The sequence below is a fragment of the Buttiauxella massiliensis genome (assembly GCF_902500225.1).
Classification (GTDB): Bacteria; Pseudomonadota; Gammaproteobacteria; order Enterobacterales; family Enterobacteriaceae; genus Buttiauxella; species Buttiauxella massiliensis.
Genome location: NZ_LR722649.1, coordinates 142,532 through 157,676 on the forward strand (window position 1 = coordinate 142,532; position 15,145 = coordinate 157,676).

Sequence of the window (15,145 nt, forward strand, 5' to 3'; positions counted from 1 at the left end):
AGATAGATGTTGCTCAAGCCTGCCCGTTCAATGCCATCTGCGTTAACCAAAGCCGTGTATCAAACTCCAGTTGGTGATATTGCGGCTCCATATGGCAGCACAGCGAATAGAATGCTTTGTTGTGATCTTTCTCTTTTAGGTGCGCCAGTTCGTGAACCACAATCATGCGCAAAAAGGCTTCTGGCCCATTCTTAAATACCGTCGCGACACGAATCTCCGCTTTGGCTTTCAGCTTGTTCCCCTGAACGCGCGAAACCGCAGTATGCAGACCCAGCGCGTTATTCAAAACATGGATCTTGCTGTCATAGGCGACTTTATTAATCGGCGGCGCATTGCGCAGATACTGGTTCTTCAGATCTTGCGTCCACGCATATAGCGCTTTATCGGTCGTGATGTTGTGCGTATCCGGATACCGTTTTTGCAGCACCTCGCCCAGACGTTGTTCCGCAATCAATGTTCTGACCTGTGCGAGCAAATGCTCGGGATAGCCTTGAAGGTAGGTTAAATTGCTCATTAGATCTCGCTCGCTCGACGTCTTTCAAAAGGCAGTTGCGCAGTTTGAGGAAAAAAAAGGGTATACTCACGCCCCCATTCGGGGATAAGCAGAAATTTTACCATCCAGGAGGGCCGATGAGCCAATTAGACGACGGTTTCCGTTCACTGACACTAAAACGTTTTCCAGAAACGGACGACGTTAACCCACTACAGGCGTGGGAAGCTGCCGATGACTATCTTTTGCAGCAACTGGACGAAATCGAAATCAGTGGCCCGGTCCTGATTTTTAACGACACTTTCGGGGCGCTGGCTTGCGTGCTGGCTGAACACAAGCCATACAGCATCAGTGACTCATATCTTAGCGAACTGGCTATCCGTGAGAACTTGCGTGAGAACGGCATCGTTGAATCCAACGTAACGTTCCTTGATAGCACCGTTAAATACCCAGAAGCGCCAGCCGTGGTCCTGATTAAGATCCCTAAAACGCTGGCACTGCTTGAGCAACAGCTTCGTGCGTTGCGCCATGTTGTGACCCCTGAAACACGTATTATCGCGGGTGCAAAAACGCGTGATATTCACAACTCAACTATCGAGTTGTTTGAAAAGATTCTTGGGCCAACCACCACGACGCTTGCGTGGAAAAAAGCGCGTCTGATCAACACGACGTTCAATGCTCCGGCAATTAAAGAAGTACCCGAAACGCTGAACTGGAAACTGGAAGGCACGCCGTGGACGATTCATAACCACGCTAACGTATTCTCCCGTACTGGTCTGGATATTGGTGCTCGCTTCTTTATTGAGAATCTGCCGACAGGCCTTGAAGGTGAAATTGTTGATTTAGGTTGTGGTAACGGCGTGGTCGGCCTGCACCTGTTGGATCAGAACCCGGATGCGAAAGTGGTATTTGTTGATGAATCACCGATGGCCGTGGCATCTAGCCGCAAGAACATCGAATTCAACATGCCAGAAAACCTGGAACGCTGCGAGTTCATGATTAATAACGCATTGTCCGGTGTTGAGCCATACCGTTTTAACACCATTCTGTGCAACCCACCGTTCCACCAGCAGCATGCCCTGACCGATCAGGTTGCGTGGGAAATGTTCCACCACGCCCGTCGTTGCCTGCAAAATGGCGGCGAGCTATACATCGTTGCTAACCGCCACCTGGATTACTACCACAAACTGAAGAAGATCTTCGGTAACTGTGACACCGTGGCTACGAACAAGAAATTCGTCGTATTAAAAGCCGTGAAACTAGGCCGTCTTCGCTAAATTTCCAGCGCTAAACGGGTGCCCTGCGCGATTGCGCGCCGGGCATCCAGCTCCATCGCCACATCCGCACCACCAATCAAATACAGTGTTTTCCCCAGTTCACGCAGCGGCTCAACCAGTTCACGACGTGAATCCTGACCGGCACAAATAATCACGTTATCGACCGCCAGCGTCTGCGACTCTCCACCGACCGTAATATGCAGCCCTTCATCGTCAATTCTTTCGTAAGTCACACCCGCCACCATTTTCACGCCACGCGCTAACAGCGTTGTGCGATGGATCCAGCCTGTTGTTTTGCCCAACCCTTCGCCTGGCTTACTGGTTTTGCGCTGCAGCATCACAATCTGACGTGGGCTTTTATGTAGATGTACGCCTTCCGGGCGTAAACCGCCCGCATGTTGCAGGCTAGTATCGATACCCCATTCCACGCAAAACTCTGCGATGTTCTGGCTGGTGGATTCCCCTTCCTGGCTTAAATACATCGCGGTATCAAAGCCAATCCCGCCAGCACCGATGATTGCCACACGGTTACCCACTGGTGCTTTCTCGCGTAGCACATCGATGTAATTGAGGACTTTAGGATGCATGATGCCGTCAATAAGCGGCAGGCGTGGCTCGATGCCGCAGGCGAGAATAACCTCGTCGAACTCTTTGAGCATTGGCGCGGTGACGTACTGATTAAGGCGAACTTCAACGCCCGTCAGCCCCAGCATGCGGCGGTAATAGCGTAGCGTTTCGTAAAATTCCTCTTTGCCGGGGATCTGCTTGGCAATATTAAACTGCCCACCGATTTCTGAAGCGGCATCGAATAATGTCACTTTGTGGCCACGTGCCGCGGCGTTGATCGCAAAAGCGAGTCCTGCGGGACCGGCTCCCACCACTGCCAGGTTTTTAAGCACGGCGGCAGGTACAACAGGCATTTTTGTTTCATGGCAGGCGCGCGGGTTCACCAGGCAGGAAGTGACTTTGCCGAGGAAAATCTGATCCAGACACGCCTGATTACAGCCGATGCAGGTATTGATCTCATCTTCACGCCCTTGCTCGGCTTTGGAAACAAACTCGGCATCGGCGAGGAATGGCCGTGCCATCGACACCATATCGGCGTCACCTTCGGCAAGGATCCTTTCGGCTGTTTGCGGATCGTTAATTCGGTTGGTTGTGACCAACGGTATCGAAACCTGGCCCTTTAGTTTGCGCGTTACCCAACTGAATGCACCGCGTGGCACAGGTGTTGCGATGGTTGGAATACGCGCTTCGTGCCAGCCAATACCCGTGTTAATCAGCGTCGCGCCTGCATTTTCAATGGCTTTGGCAAGCTGAACAGCCTCTTCAAAAGTACCGCCACCCTCTACTAAATCGAGCATCGACAGGCGGTAAATAATTATGAAATTAATCCCAACTCTTTCACGAACTGCGCGTACCACTTCGATAGCAAAACGCATGCGTCGGGTGTAGTCGCCACCCCACTCGTCATCGCGCTGGTTGGTTCTTGCCGCCAGAAACTGGTTAATCAAATAACCTTCGGAACCCATGATTTCCACGCCGTCGTATCCGGCTTGCTTCGCAAGGCTCGCACACTGAGCAAACTCTTCAATCAGCGTGAGGATTTCATCATGGGTCAATGCATGCGGCTTAAACCGGTTAATTGGAGCCTGAATAGCGGAAGGGGCGACTGGGTTTGGTTGGTAGCTGTAGCGCCCTGTGTGCAGGATTTGCAGGGCAATTTTCCCACCTTCACGGTGCACGGCGTCGGTCACGATCTGGTGATGAGCTAGTTGGCTTTCATTGTTGAGTACAGCGCCGCTTTCCACGCCAACACCTGAAGGGGAAGGGGCAATGCCGCCAGTCACAATCAATGCCACACCGTGACGCGCACGCTCGGCATAAAAGGCGGCTAAACGCTCGGCGCCATTCGGATGTTCTTCAAGTCCGGTATGCATCGAACCCATCAGCACACGGTTTTTAAGCTGGGTGAAACCCAGATCTAGCGGGGCAAACAGCGACGGATAGCTCATATTCTCTTCCTGAAAAGGTCATTATTATTATGTGGTCGGATGAGTTAGTAATTTAGCGGGATGTAGCGTAAATGTGGGAAAGTTGTCTGATGATTGTGACGTGATTCAAAGAACGATGAGGTTTTCCGCAAGGGCAAAGGATTTAAATCTTCCCCCTGGAAAAGATATTTTCTTCTTATTCCAGAGGGCATAGCTAACTGACCTTTCCGTCAAAGAGAAGGGCGCATCACCAGACCTGGAGCCTGCCACATCGAAGTGGTTAAACCGCTATCCACCAGCGTGAGCTGGTCGGCATACACCTTCGTCCATTTACGTTTCATCTCGTCATACAGCTCACGGTGCGCCCGATTTGGCGTGAATTCGCGTTGCCATTGCACAAGACGCTCACCCGCTTCGGCAAGGTCGTTAAACAATCCAGCACCTACGCCTGCGGCAATAGCACAACCGAGTGCCGTCGCCTCTTTAACGACGGGCACACGCACTGGTAACCCTGTTACATCACTCAGGATCTGGCTCCACAACGCCCCTTTAGAACCCCCGCCTGCAAATACCAATGATTCAAACTGGATGCCAGAAAAACCGGAAATCTGCTCAAGATTGCACGCAGAGACAATCGCAGCATTCTCTTCTAATGCCCGGAATAGTGTCGCTTTATTGCATTTTTCGGGGTCGATTGAGAGGTTAATAAACGACGGTGCCGCGTGATACCACTGTTTGAAATGCATGGCGTCGGAGAAAATCGGCATCACGCCGTGAGAGCCCGCAGGAACTCGCGCAGCCATATCTTCGAGTAGGGCGTAAGTGTCTACGCCAAGCCTTTCTGCCAGCAGTTTTTCTTCAGCGCAGAAGGCATCCCGGAACCAACGCATCGTCAGGCCGGTGAAGAAGCTGATGGATTCCGCCTGCACCATGTTGCTGATGACATGGGGGTTAATGCGGATATTCATCTCTGGATCGGTTTTGATAGCAGGCAGATTCACTACCTGCTGCCAGAACGTACCGCCTAAAACTGCCGCCTGTCCGGCGCGTACTACGCCAAGACCGACACAACCTAGCTGCACATCGCCACCCCCCATAACCACCGGAGTGCCAGCCAGTAAACCGCTCTGCTGTGACGCTTCTTGCGTTACACCACCAAGTACCGTACCGGTTTCTTTAACTGGCGAGAGAATATCTGCCCGCAATCCAGCCATATCCATCAGTGACGGTTGCCAGTCACGGGTCGCCAGATCAAGCATTCCTGTTGTACCCGCATTAGAAGGATCAACCGCCAGCTCGCCGCTGAGTTTTGCTGCCAGCCAGTCGCTGATCATGGTCACGGTCGCGGCCTGGCGATAAATATCCGGACGGTGATGCGCAAGCCACAACAGGCGCGGCATCGCGCTTAGCGCCAGCGTTTGACCAGAAACATGATAAACCTCGGATTCAAACTGGAAATCGTGGATCTCTTTAAGTTCGCTGACTTCACGGCTGGCGCGGGCATCAACGTTGGCACATGCCCAGATAGGATCGCCGTTACGATCGTAGAGCACGATCCCTTCGCGCATTGAACAGCAGGAAACTGCGCTGATAGCACCAGGTGGAAGATGTGCTTTTTGGAGAGCTTCACGAATGCACTGGCAGGCAAGCTGCCAGTTGGTTGAGAGGTCAAACTCCATCGATCCGGGGACATCGGTGATGCTTAAATGTTTCCATTCAGCCTGGCCGACGGCAATCTGGTGGCCTGAAGTATCAAAGATGACGGCGCGAATACTGCCCGTCCCAGCGTCTAATGCCAACAAGTAACTCATTGATTATCCCCGCAAGCTAAGGCGCGAGGTTAATTAGCCAAAGCTAACACCGCCCGCGCAGTCTCTTCTTCCGTCACCAGGCCGTTTATTCGCAGGCCTCGAAGTGCGGCATAAATAGCGTCCGCTTTGTCCACGCCTCCCGCGACACCCACAATGGTTGGAAGATGCGCCAGGTCGTCGAGCGTTACGCCAAGCAGTTCGCGGTGAATTTCCAGAGCTTCCACCAGTTCGCCATCCGCTTGCAGGAAATAGCCAAGAATATCGCCCACAGCACCTTTGCGGGCGTACATCAGTTGTTCTCCCTCGCTGATATAACCGGAACGTAAGATGGTTGCATCTCGCTTCTGGTTGATAGCGCCGATACCCACCACGGCGACATCAGCGGCCGTGGCTGCGAGAATGACATCCCGCACGCTCGACTCCATGCGTAAAATCTCCGCCACTTGTGGCGATGAAACCCGCAGTGGTGCCGGAATCATGCTAACGCTACATGCTGCATCCAATTGGCCGATGCCGGTCATATATGGCCCAACACCGCCGGAAAGTGTTACCAGACGAATCTGTTGCGAGCTGATAAAACCACTCAAATGTTGGAGGCAATTCATCGTTGCCTCACCAAATCCCACCGCCAGCAACTGCCCCGGTTCCAGAATCCCCATCAGTGATTGCGCTGCGCCAATGCCTAACCGCGTGTTCATCGGCGGGGTGTTATGCGCGGGAAGTACACGCGCAATTTTGAGGCCGAATCGCTGCTGCAACTGGGTTTCCAGTGCCAGGCATCCTTCAAAACGCGAGTTAATCTGTACGCGAATCACCCCAGATTGACGCCCTTTCTCCAGCAAGCGTGAAATCTTTAAACGTGGCAGCCCTAGCCGCTCACCAATGTCATTCTGTGTCAGGCCGTCGTGGTAGTAAGACCAGGCCACGCGTGCCAATAGCTCTTCTTCGGCCATGGGGAGTGCTGCTAGTTTCCCTTCTTCTGCTGCTCGTTTATCGCTCATAAGTGAACTCTTATTAAAATTTAGATCATATGTTCGAAGGTGCGGGGCAAGAAAATGTGAAGCACACGGCAAAAAGATCATTTTCAGATGCAAATGGTTTAGCTGATCTATTTAAAAATTTTGTGATCTCTGCCCTGTTGTAAAAATTACCCGGCGTCTACGCTTTTGAACATTATTAATTCAATTTCTCTTTTGTTCAATTGTGGAGTGACGATGCCAAACACCACCGCAATGCTTGAAGCACAACAGATAAGCAAACAGTTTTCTGGTGTGAGCGTGCTCAAAGCCATTGATTTTGCTCTGTATGCAGGGCAGGTCCACGCATTGCTGGGCGGTAATGGGGCAGGGAAATCCACACTGATGAAGATTTTTGCCGGTGTGGAAACCCCAGATAGCGGTGAACTGAAGGTACAAGGCAAAGCATTTGGGCGGCTCAAACCAGGTCAGGCGCATGAGTTAGGCATTTACCTTGTGCCGCAGGAACCGATGCTGTTCCCCAATCTGACGGTGCGCGAGAACATCCTTTTTCGGCTGCCGCGGCAAAATGATATGGAAAAGCGCCTGCAAGAGAAAATGCAGCAGCTTGAATGTCAGATCCCACTTAGCGCTACAGCCAGCACGCTGGAAGTTGCCGATCAACAGATGGTCGAGATCCTGCGCGGTTTAATGCGTGAAGCGAAGATCCTGATCCTGGACGAGCCTACCGCGTCCCTTACACCTGGCGAAACCGAACGGCTATTTCGCCAGATCCGCGCTTTGCAAAGTCTTGGAGTGGGCATTGTGTTTATCTCCCACAAATTGCCGGAAATTCGCCAGCTTGCCAGCCATATCTCAGTGATGCGTGACGGTGCCGTAGTGTTACAAGGTGAAACTGCGCAGCTTCTTGATGAGCAGCTGATTAATGCCATGACACCGAACGATCGCCAACACGCGTTAAGCGATACACAAAAATTGTGGCTGGCATTGCCGGGAAATCGTCGCACCGAACCACAGGATTTTCCGGTACTGCGCGTAGAGGAGCTGACCGGTGAGGGATTTATCGATCTTAGTTTTGAACTGTATGCAGGTGAGATCGTAGGCCTGGCCGGACTGGTGGGATCCGGGCGTACTGAACTGGCAGAAACGCTCTATGGTTTACGCCCGGTTCGCGGTGGACATATTTATTTAGAAAATCGCGAAATCAGCGGCGATCGTACCAAATCACGGCTCGATCGTGGGCTGATTTACTTGCCAGAGGATCGCCAGGTTTCCGGGCTATTCCTTGATGCGCCGATCCGCTGGAATACAGTGGTGCTGAATGAGTCGGGCCTGTGGCAACAAAGCAGGCGGGAGTCCGCGATAGTGGAACGTTACCACCGGGCGCTTGGGATCAAACTCAACGATGCCGGGCAGACGGTGCGCACGCTTTCCGGTGGCAACCAGCAAAAAGTCCTGCTGGCGCGATGCCTTGAAGCCAATCCGCTGCTGCTCATCATTGATGAGCCAACGCGCGGTGTGGATGTGGCGGCGCGAGCGGATATCTATCAGTTGATCAAAAGTGTGGCGGCGCAAAATGTTGCGGTGCTGATGATCTCATCCGATCTTGATGAGTTCAGCGGGCTTGTGGATCGCGTGCTGGTGATGCACCAGGGCGCCATGAATGGTGAGTTACGTAAGCCTGCAATCACTGTGGATCGCATGATGAGTATGGCGTTTGGCGGAGGTAAAGCATGAAAACATTGCTGCGCAACCGTGAACTCAGCGCGCTGCTGGCGATAGTTGCCCTATTTGGCGTGTTGGTCGCACTCAATCACAGCTACTTCAGCTTGCAAACGCTAAGCATGATATTCACCAGCGCTCAGATCCTGATCCTACTGGCGGTAGGGGCTTCGATGGTGATGCTGACGCGCAATATCGACGTTTCCGTGGGGTCTACTGTAGGGCTGTGTGCAATTGCTGTCGGCGTGGCGCTTAACAGCGGCTTCAGCTTGCCGGTATCGATGCTTTTTGCCTTGTTGATTGGCGCGGTGGCGGGTTTCTTTAATGGGATTTTAGTCGTCTGGCTGCGCATTCCCGCGATTGTAGCAACGCTTGGTACGCTCGGGCTTTATCGCGGCGGTATGTTGTTATGGACAGGAGGCAAATGGATTGAAGGACTGCCCCCTAATCTGAAATCGCTCTCCGAACCCGTCGCTTTGGGGATTTCCCCGCTTGGTTTTACGGTTCTTGCTTTAGTGGCTATCGCTGCCTGGGTATTTGCACGAACCGCTTTCGGGCGTGATTTTTACGCTGTTGGCGACAACCTGGCCGCTGCTCGCCAGCTTGGTGTTTCGGTAAACCGCACCCGTCTTATGGCATTCACTTTCAATGGCATGCTGGCGGCTATCGCCGGGATTATCTTCGCTTCGCAAATTGGTTTTGTACCTAATCAAACCGGCAGCGGGCTGGAGATGAAAGCTATCGCAGCTTGTGTGCTGGGCGGTATCTCTCTGCTTGGTGGTACTGGAACGGTCATTGGTGCATTTCTCGGCGCATTTTTCCTGACGCAAATCGACACCGTTCTGGTGCTCTTCAAACTCCCTGCCTGGTGGAATGACTTTATTGCAGGTCTGGTTTTACTCGGCGTACTAGTGCTGGATGGGCGGTTACGCCAGGCACTGGCGCACCATCAGCGGGCGCAAAAATACAGCCGTTTTGTACCGCCATTACCGGGTGCGAAAAATGTGCGGCCTTTTCCTCGTAAGAAAAAGGATGTGGCGTAGATGAAGCTAAAACTCAACTGGGAAGTGGCGCTGCTTCTTATTCTGGTGGCTGAAATCTTGCTGTTCGGAGCAATTAACCCACGCATGTTAGATATCAATATGCTGCTGTTTAGCACCAGCGATTTTATCTGCATCGGCATAGTGGCGCTGCCGCTGACGCTTGTGATCATCAGCGGTGGCATTGATATTTCGTTGGGCTCAACGATTGGCCTGTGCGCTATTGCGCTGGGGGTGATGTTGCAGGCGGGTTTGCCAATATCTGTGGCCATAATTTTGACCCTGGCAGTCGGCCTGCTGTGCGGATTGTTTAATGCGGCATTGATTCACTACACCGGCATCAGCCCGCTGGTTATCACGCTCGGCACGCTTTATCTGTTCGGCGGAGCGGCATTGCTGCTTTCCGGTATGGCGGGTGCGACGGGTTATGAAGGTATTGGTGGCTTTCCGGATGCATTTACCAACTTCTCCAATCTGACGCTTTTCGGTCTCCCCATTCCGCTGGTGATGTTTGCCTTTATCACGTTGATTTTCTGGCTACTGACCCACCGCGCACGCTTTGGTCGCCATATCTTTCTAATTGGGCAAAACCCGCGTGCGGCGCGTTATGCGGCACTGCCGGTGAACGGCTCACTGTATGGCGTCTACGGCATGGTGGGGTTGGCGTCGGCTATTGCGGCGATTGTGCTGGTTTCGTATTTCGGTTCGGCGCGCTCTGATTTAGGGCGTGACCTGTTAATGCCTGCTCTAACGGCGGCAGTGCTGGGTGGGGCGAATATTTATGGCGGTTCCGGTTCGATTTTAGGTACCGCGCTGGCGGCGTTATTAGTCGGGTATTTGCAACAAGGTTTACAGATGGCTGGCGTGCCTAATCAGGTATCGAGTGCGTTGTCCGGTGCGCTGTTGATTGTGGTGGTCATTGGTCGTTCGGTGAGTTTGCACCGCGAATATCTACAAGCGGCGTGGCGTCGTTTGCGCGGTAACAGAAAACTAACGGGAGTGTGATTATGAAGCAGACAACAAAACGCGTCCTGCAACTCAGTGCATGGGCATTAGCTTTTGGTGTGGTTAGTGTGCAAGCCGCCGACAGGATTGCCTTTATTCCAAAACTGGTTGGCGTGGGCTTCTTTACCAGCGGTGGTAATGGCGCGATGCAGGCGGGCAAAGATCTCGGTGTTCCGGTGACTTACGATGGGCCAACTGAACCAAGCGTCTCCGGCCAGGTGCAGCTTATCAACAACTTCGTCAATCAGGGTTATAACGCGATTATTGTCTCAGCGGTTTCGCCTGATGGGCTGTGCCCTGCGCTTAAACGCGCCATGCAGCGCGGGGTAAAAGTGCTGACCTGGGACTCTGATACTAAGCCTGAATGCCGCAGTATTTACATCAACCAGGGAACGCCGCAACAGCTCGGCGGCATGCTGGTGGATATGGCGGCCAAACAAGTTACTAAACCTGCTGCCAAAGTTGCATTCTTCTACTCGAGCCCAACGGTGACGGATCAAAACCAATGGGTGAAAGAGGCAAAAGCGAAGATTGCGAAGGATCATCCAGAATGGGAAATCGTCACCACACAGTTTGGCTATAACGATGCCACCAAATCTCTGCAAACTGCCGAAGGGATCTTAAAAGCGTACCCGGATCTGGATGCGATCATTGCGCCCGATGCTAACGCATTACCTGCTGCCGCACAGGCTGCTGAAAATCTGAAACGCACCAATGTGGCGATTGTCGGTTTCAGCACGCCGAACGTCATGCGCCCGTATGTTGAACGCGGCACTGTTAAAGCCTTCGGTCTATGGGACGTAGTGCAACAGGGTGAAATTGCGGTGAACGTCGCAAATACCATGCTGAAAAAGGGCGATCTTAACGTTGGTGACACTGTTGATGTGGCGAAAATTGGCAGCCTGAAAGTCGAGCCGAATAGCGTACAGGGCTATCAGTATGAAGCGAAAGGCAACGGTATTGTGCTGCTGCCGGAGCGCGTAGTGTTCACCAAAGAGAACATCGGTAAATATGACTTCTGAGGAGGGAAAAATGGCAGATCTTGATGATATCCGCGAAGGCAAAGATTACGGCATTGGCCGTCCTCAGGAGAACAAAGCGTTTTACCTGAAGGGCAGCGGGGCGCTGGACTGGGGAATGCAGTCGCGCCTGGCGCGAATCTTTAACCCTGATTCCGGGCGCACCGTGATGCTGGCCTTCGACCACGGTTATTTCCAGGGTCCGACGACGGGCCTTGAGCGCATTGATTTGTCGATTGCGCCGCTATTCCCGGAAACGGACGTGCTGATGTGTACGCGCGGTATTTTACGCAGCGTGGTTCCGCCAGCCACCAACAAACCGGTGGTGTTGCGGGCCTCAGGCGGGAATTCAATTCTCAGCGAATTATCGCGTGAAAGTGTGGCTGTGACGATGGAGGATGCGTTGCGCCTCAACGCCTGTGCGGTGGCGGCGCAGATTTATATCGGCAGTGAATACGAGCATCAGTCGATCAACAACATCATCAAGCTGGTGGACGAAGGCACACGCTATGGCATTCCAACTCTCGCTGTAACCGGTGTGGGTAAGGAGATGGCGCGTGATGCGCGTTATTTCTCGCTCGCCAGCCGAATCGCTGCAGAAATTGGGGCGCAGTTTGTGAAAACCTATTTTGTCGAAGAGGGTTTCGAGAAGGTTGCTGCCAGTTGCCCTGTGCCGATTGTTATCGCCGGGGGTAAAAAATTGCCGGAACAAGAGGCGCTGGAGATGTGTTTCCGGGCCATCGACCAGGGCGCATCGGGCGTGGATATGGGGCGTAATATCTTCCAGTCAGACGCGCCGCTCGCCATGCTAAAAGCGGTGAAAAAGGTGGTGCATGAAAATGTTCCCGCCCGCGAAGCGTATCAATTTTGGCTGGATGAAAAACACCATGGAGGCAAGGCATGAACGTGACGCTGGTGGAAATTAATATTAAACCGGAGCGCGTGGACGAGTTTATGGATGTGTTCCGTGCCAATCATGAAGGCTCAATCAAAGAGCCGGGGAATCTGCGTTTTGATGTGTTGCAGGACCCGGATATTGCTACGCGGTTCTTTATTTATGAGGCCTACCAGGACGATGAAGCCGTGCTGGCGCATAAGCAAACGCCGCATTACTTAGCGTGTGTTGATAAGCTTGAAGGGATGATGTCAGAACCGCGTAAGAAACGCAGTTTTGTGGGGTTGTTGCCTTAGGTGTGATGCCGTTTAGCCCTCTCCTTCAAGGAGAGGGTTAGGGTGAGGATGGTTCGAAACTAACGAATAAACTCAGCAAAGCTTGCGGCATTTTGCTTCAGATATTCCGGGAAGTCCCCGCTTTGCAGATCCACAACCTTAAGGTTTCTTTCTCGCGCCCAGATATCTAGCCCGTTCTCAATCGCATTCTGGATATGTTCTTGATTATTCAGCTCTGGCGTGTCGTATTCGGTATGCGAAATCGTCGACATTTTTTCTGAAATTCGTTCTGCGGTCATGATCCACGAAAAGTGCCAGCCACCATTTTGAATGGTTTTTGTCCTGAATTTTAGATAGTTCCATTTGAACCACTGCTTATGCAAAGCGGAACGTTTTAAATTACGTAACGTTTCTGGTTGGCCCATAAAGAAGGTTTTTAAGTTTTTATAACTCGTTATGCGCGGTGCGGGGCAAATACGGGCTTTACCATCTTTATTAAAGACTTGTAGATTAAATTGATAGTTGTAAAACGTTTGATACAGAACTGAGCACAAATAATAAGGTTTGTGTTTTGCAATCGCATCAGGATGTATTATTTCATCAACATCAGAAATAATAATCGTGTCGTCATCTTTCGCCCCTTCAAGCCCTTTCATGATGGCATTACGCGTACGTGATTCATTGGTCCAGCAGTCTGCATCAGGCTTTTCGTCAAAGACGACGTAGATAATTTTGTCCTTAAATTTCGAGAACTTATTGATATCAAAATGCAACTCTACCGGCAGGCCAGTAAAGGAGTGAGTTGATTCAACAATAACAAATTTATCAACATAGTCGTTGAGTACATTGAGCCGTAAATCCAGCAACATATCTTCATCGTAATAGAGGAAGCAGTCGTAAATCATGAGGAGGCGACCAGGTTTAATAATTTTTGAGAGGCGCAGTGTATAACGTTCAATTAGCGAAAAAAATAAGCCTGCTTATTATACCCCCCGGCACTTGATCTCCGGGGGATAATTCAGTCAAAGAACTAACTCTGTTTTATTAGTGCTAGCGTAAAGTGATTTCAATGCCTTCCGCGCACAGCCCAACACATGTTCACACTGCTCAATCGTGATAGTCAGTGGAGGCTCAACACGAATGGTTTTCGAATTGTTGAGCGTTCCGGCGACCAGCACCTGCTGGCGGAACATAACACTTGCAAAGTTATAGCCAATTTCGTTGTCGCTAAACTCGATGGCAATCAATAAACCTTGCCCGCGGGCATCAACCACCAGTTCCGGAAACTCGCGTTTCAGGGCCTGGAAGCCATCCACCAACAGTTGTCCTTTCTGTTGCGCTTGTGCCGGTAGATTCTGTTCAAGCAGCACATGAATGGTTGCAAGTGCAGCCGCGCAGGCCAGCGGATTGCCGCCAAATGTTGTGGTGTGCAGGAAAGGATTATCAAACAGCACAGAAAATACTTCTTCTGTCGCAACGGTGGCACCAATCGGCATTACGCCACCGCCGAGTGCTTTGGCGAGGCATAAAATATCAGGCTGCACGTTCTCATGTTCACAGGCGAACATTTTGCCCGTACGTCCCATACCGGTTTGCACTTCATCGAAAATCAGTAGTGCACCAAATTCGTCGCAAAGCTTACGCACCGCAGGCAAATACCCGGCTGGTGGGATAATCACACCGCCTTCACCTTGAATAGGTTCAAGGATTACGGCTGCGACATCATCGCCGGTTTTACGGCATTCGCTTAACATAGTGCGCATCGCGTCTATATTGCCGAACGGAACATGCCTGAAACCCGGAAGTAACGGCATAAACGGTTTACGGAAAGCCGATTTTGCTGTTGCTGACAACGCCCCGAGAGATTTGCCATGAAACGCGCCACTGGCTGCGATAAAGGTAAATTTCCCGCGTGGAGATTGATAGGCCTTGGCGAGTTTAATCGCGGCTTCAACTGATTCTGTACCGCTGTTGCTAAAGAAGCTGTATTTGAGTTTACCCGGAGTGAGGGTCGCAAGCGTTTTGGCGAGCATCGCCCGTAAGGGGTCGAGCAGCTCCTGACTGTGCAGGGGTTGTTTTTCAAGCTGATGCTGTACGGCGGATACCACTGTTGGATTACGGTGCCCCACGTTAAAAATGCCGAACCCACCCAGACAATCTAAATATTCCTTACCCTGGGTGTCGACAAGCGTATTTAAACTACTCGCTTGCCACTCTACGGCTCCGTAATCCCCGCCGGCGGTCACTGATTTGCGATACTCAAGAAAACCCGGATTCACATGCTGTTGGAAGTTTTCGATAACCTCTCGGTTTAGCGCTTTCATCTCCTCATGGGTGAGTGTCTTCTTTTCGATGATGTTCAAAGCGTGCGCTGTGCAGGCAAGAGCCGAAGCGCTAGTCGGTAACCTGTTCAAAATGTGCTCCTGGGAATGGCGTATCACGCGATACACATAACAAGTATTGCAGGGAATACGCCACTTCGCTTCCCCTAACAAAAATCAGGATAAACGATCTGGGGGATTTGGGATTGCGTAATAATTAATCACAAAGAGTCACGTTTTGCGGCTAAATATGCTGGTCAGAGGCGAGTTTGCTATGTGATATCTGGTTTTATTGCACCATAACCATGCGTCATGCTGC

At 51.7% G+C, this 15,145-nt stretch carries 13 protein-coding genes; 7 read left to right on the top strand and 6 right to left on the bottom strand.

Features of this window, described 5'->3' with window-relative positions; all coding sequences use genetic code 11:
• Window positions 1-13 precede the first annotated feature (13 nt).
• Window positions 14-514, bottom strand: a complete 501-nt coding sequence (locus GC128_RS02960; protein WP_151993030.1) for a M48 metallopeptidase family protein — start codon at window positions 512-514, stop codon at window positions 14-16.
• 116 nt (window positions 515-630) lie between these two features.
• Here GC128_RS02960 and rlmG point away from each other — a divergent pair, with 116 nt between their 5' ends.
• On the top strand, window positions 631-1,767 hold the full coding sequence (rlmG, locus tag GC128_RS02965) for a 23S rRNA (guanine(1835)-N(2))-methyltransferase RlmG (RefSeq protein WP_151993031.1): 1,137 nt from the start codon (window positions 631-633) through the stop codon (window positions 1,765-1,767).
• Here rlmG and GC128_RS02970 read toward each other — a convergent pair.
• From GC128_RS02970 to lsrR, 3 genes are all read right to left on the bottom strand, one after another.
• On the bottom strand, window positions 1,764-3,782 hold the full coding sequence (locus tag GC128_RS02970; protein ID WP_151993032.1) for an oxidoreductase: 2,019 nt from the start codon (window positions 3,780-3,782) through the stop codon (window positions 1,764-1,766). The two genes, rlmG and GC128_RS02970, sit on opposite strands and share 4 nt — an antisense overlap.
• Before the next feature lie 209 nt (window positions 3,783-3,991).
• Window positions 3,992-5,572, bottom strand: a complete 1,581-nt coding sequence (gene lsrK, locus GC128_RS02975; protein WP_151993033.1) for an autoinducer-2 kinase — start codon at window positions 5,570-5,572, stop codon at window positions 3,992-3,994.
• 29 nt (window positions 5,573-5,601) lie between these two features.
• Window positions 5,602-6,573, bottom strand: coding sequence for a transcriptional regulator LsrR (lsrR, locus tag GC128_RS02980; protein ID WP_151993034.1), 972 nt, complete (start codon window positions 6,571-6,573; stop codon window positions 5,602-5,604).
• Window positions 6,574-6,804: 231 nt separating this feature from the next.
• Between lsrR and lsrA the strand changes: the two genes are divergently transcribed.
• Genes lsrA through lsrG form a run of 6 tightly spaced genes read left to right on the top strand, consistent with a single transcriptional unit; the run spans window position 6,805 to window position 12,526 of the window.
• Window positions 6,805-8,286 carry an autoinducer 2 ABC transporter ATP-binding protein LsrA gene (gene lsrA, locus GC128_RS02985; protein ID WP_151993281.1) on the top strand — a complete coding sequence of 494 codons (1,482 nt, stop codon included), beginning with the start codon at window positions 6,805-6,807 and terminating at the stop codon, window positions 8,284-8,286.
• Entirely contained in the window at window positions 8,283-9,314 is a 1,032-nt protein-coding gene (gene lsrC / locus GC128_RS02990) for an autoinducer 2 ABC transporter permease LsrC (protein WP_151993035.1), read from the top strand. Before lsrA ends, lsrC begins: the two co-directional genes overlap by 4 nt.
• Window positions 9,315-10,316, top strand: coding sequence for an autoinducer 2 ABC transporter permease LsrD (gene lsrD, locus GC128_RS02995; protein ID WP_151993036.1), 1,002 nt, complete (start codon window positions 9,315-9,317; stop codon window positions 10,314-10,316).
• A 2-nt stretch (window positions 10,317-10,318) separates the two neighbouring features.
• The gene (gene lsrB, locus GC128_RS03000) at window positions 10,319-11,338 is read left to right on the top strand and encodes an autoinducer 2 ABC transporter substrate-binding protein LsrB (protein WP_151993037.1); all 1,020 of its coding nucleotides are present in this window, start codon (window positions 10,319-10,321) and stop codon (window positions 11,336-11,338) included.
• 10 nt (window positions 11,339-11,348) lie between these two features.
• Window positions 11,349-12,239, top strand: coding sequence for a 3-hydroxy-5-phosphonooxypentane-2,4-dione thiolase (gene lsrF / locus GC128_RS03005; protein WP_151993038.1), 891 nt, complete (start codon window positions 11,349-11,351; stop codon window positions 12,237-12,239).
• Window positions 12,236-12,526 carry a (4S)-4-hydroxy-5-phosphonooxypentane-2,3-dione isomerase gene (lsrG, locus tag GC128_RS03010; RefSeq protein WP_151993039.1) on the top strand — a complete coding sequence of 97 codons (291 nt, stop codon included), beginning with the start codon at window positions 12,236-12,238 and terminating at the stop codon, window positions 12,524-12,526. The genes lsrF and lsrG overlap by 4 nt, the downstream gene beginning before the upstream one ends.
• 59 nt (window positions 12,527-12,585) lie before the next feature.
• Here lsrG and GC128_RS03015 read toward each other — a convergent pair whose 3' ends face one another.
• The gene (locus tag GC128_RS03015; protein WP_151993040.1) at window positions 12,586-13,410 is read right to left on the bottom strand and encodes a glycosyltransferase family 17 protein; all 825 of its coding nucleotides are present in this window, start codon (window positions 13,408-13,410) and stop codon (window positions 12,586-12,588) included.
• A 117-nt stretch (window positions 13,411-13,527) separates the two neighbouring features.
• The gene (gene ygjG / locus GC128_RS03020) at window positions 13,528-14,919 is read right to left on the bottom strand and encodes a putrescine aminotransferase (protein ID WP_226811974.1); all 1,392 of its coding nucleotides are present in this window, start codon (window positions 14,917-14,919) and stop codon (window positions 13,528-13,530) included.
• Between the last annotated feature and the right edge of the window lie 226 nt (window positions 14,920-15,145).

Coding starts and splice junctions, on each gene's coding strand:
- GC128_RS02960 (WP_151993030.1), bottom strand. CDS start 514: ATGAGCAATTTAACCTACCTTCAAGGCTATCCCGAGCATTTGCTCGCA.
- rlmG (WP_151993031.1), top strand. CDS start 631: ATGAGCCAATTAGACGACGGTTTCCGTTCACTGACACTAAAACGTTTT.
- GC128_RS02970 (WP_151993032.1), bottom strand. CDS start 3,782: ATGAGCTATCCGTCGCTGTTTGCCCCGCTAGATCTGGGTTTCACCCAG.
- lsrK (WP_151993033.1), bottom strand. CDS start 5,572: ATGAGTTACTTGTTGGCATTAGACGCTGGGACGGGCAGTATTCGCGCC.
- lsrR (WP_151993034.1), bottom strand. CDS start 6,573: ATGAGCGATAAACGAGCAGCAGAAGAAGGGAAACTAGCAGCACTCCCC.
- lsrA (WP_151993281.1), top strand. CDS start 6,805: ATGCTTGAAGCACAACAGATAAGCAAACAGTTTTCTGGTGTGAGCGTG.
- lsrC (WP_151993035.1), top strand. CDS start 8,283: ATGAAAACATTGCTGCGCAACCGTGAACTCAGCGCGCTGCTGGCGATA.
- lsrD (WP_151993036.1), top strand. CDS start 9,315: ATGAAGCTAAAACTCAACTGGGAAGTGGCGCTGCTTCTTATTCTGGTG.
- lsrB (WP_151993037.1), top strand. CDS start 10,319: ATGAAGCAGACAACAAAACGCGTCCTGCAACTCAGTGCATGGGCATTA.
- lsrF (WP_151993038.1), top strand. CDS start 11,349: ATGGCAGATCTTGATGATATCCGCGAAGGCAAAGATTACGGCATTGGC.
- lsrG (WP_151993039.1), top strand. CDS start 12,236: ATGAACGTGACGCTGGTGGAAATTAATATTAAACCGGAGCGCGTGGAC.
- GC128_RS03015 (WP_151993040.1), bottom strand. CDS start 13,410: ATGATTTACGACTGCTTCCTCTATTACGATGAAGATATGTTGCTGGAT.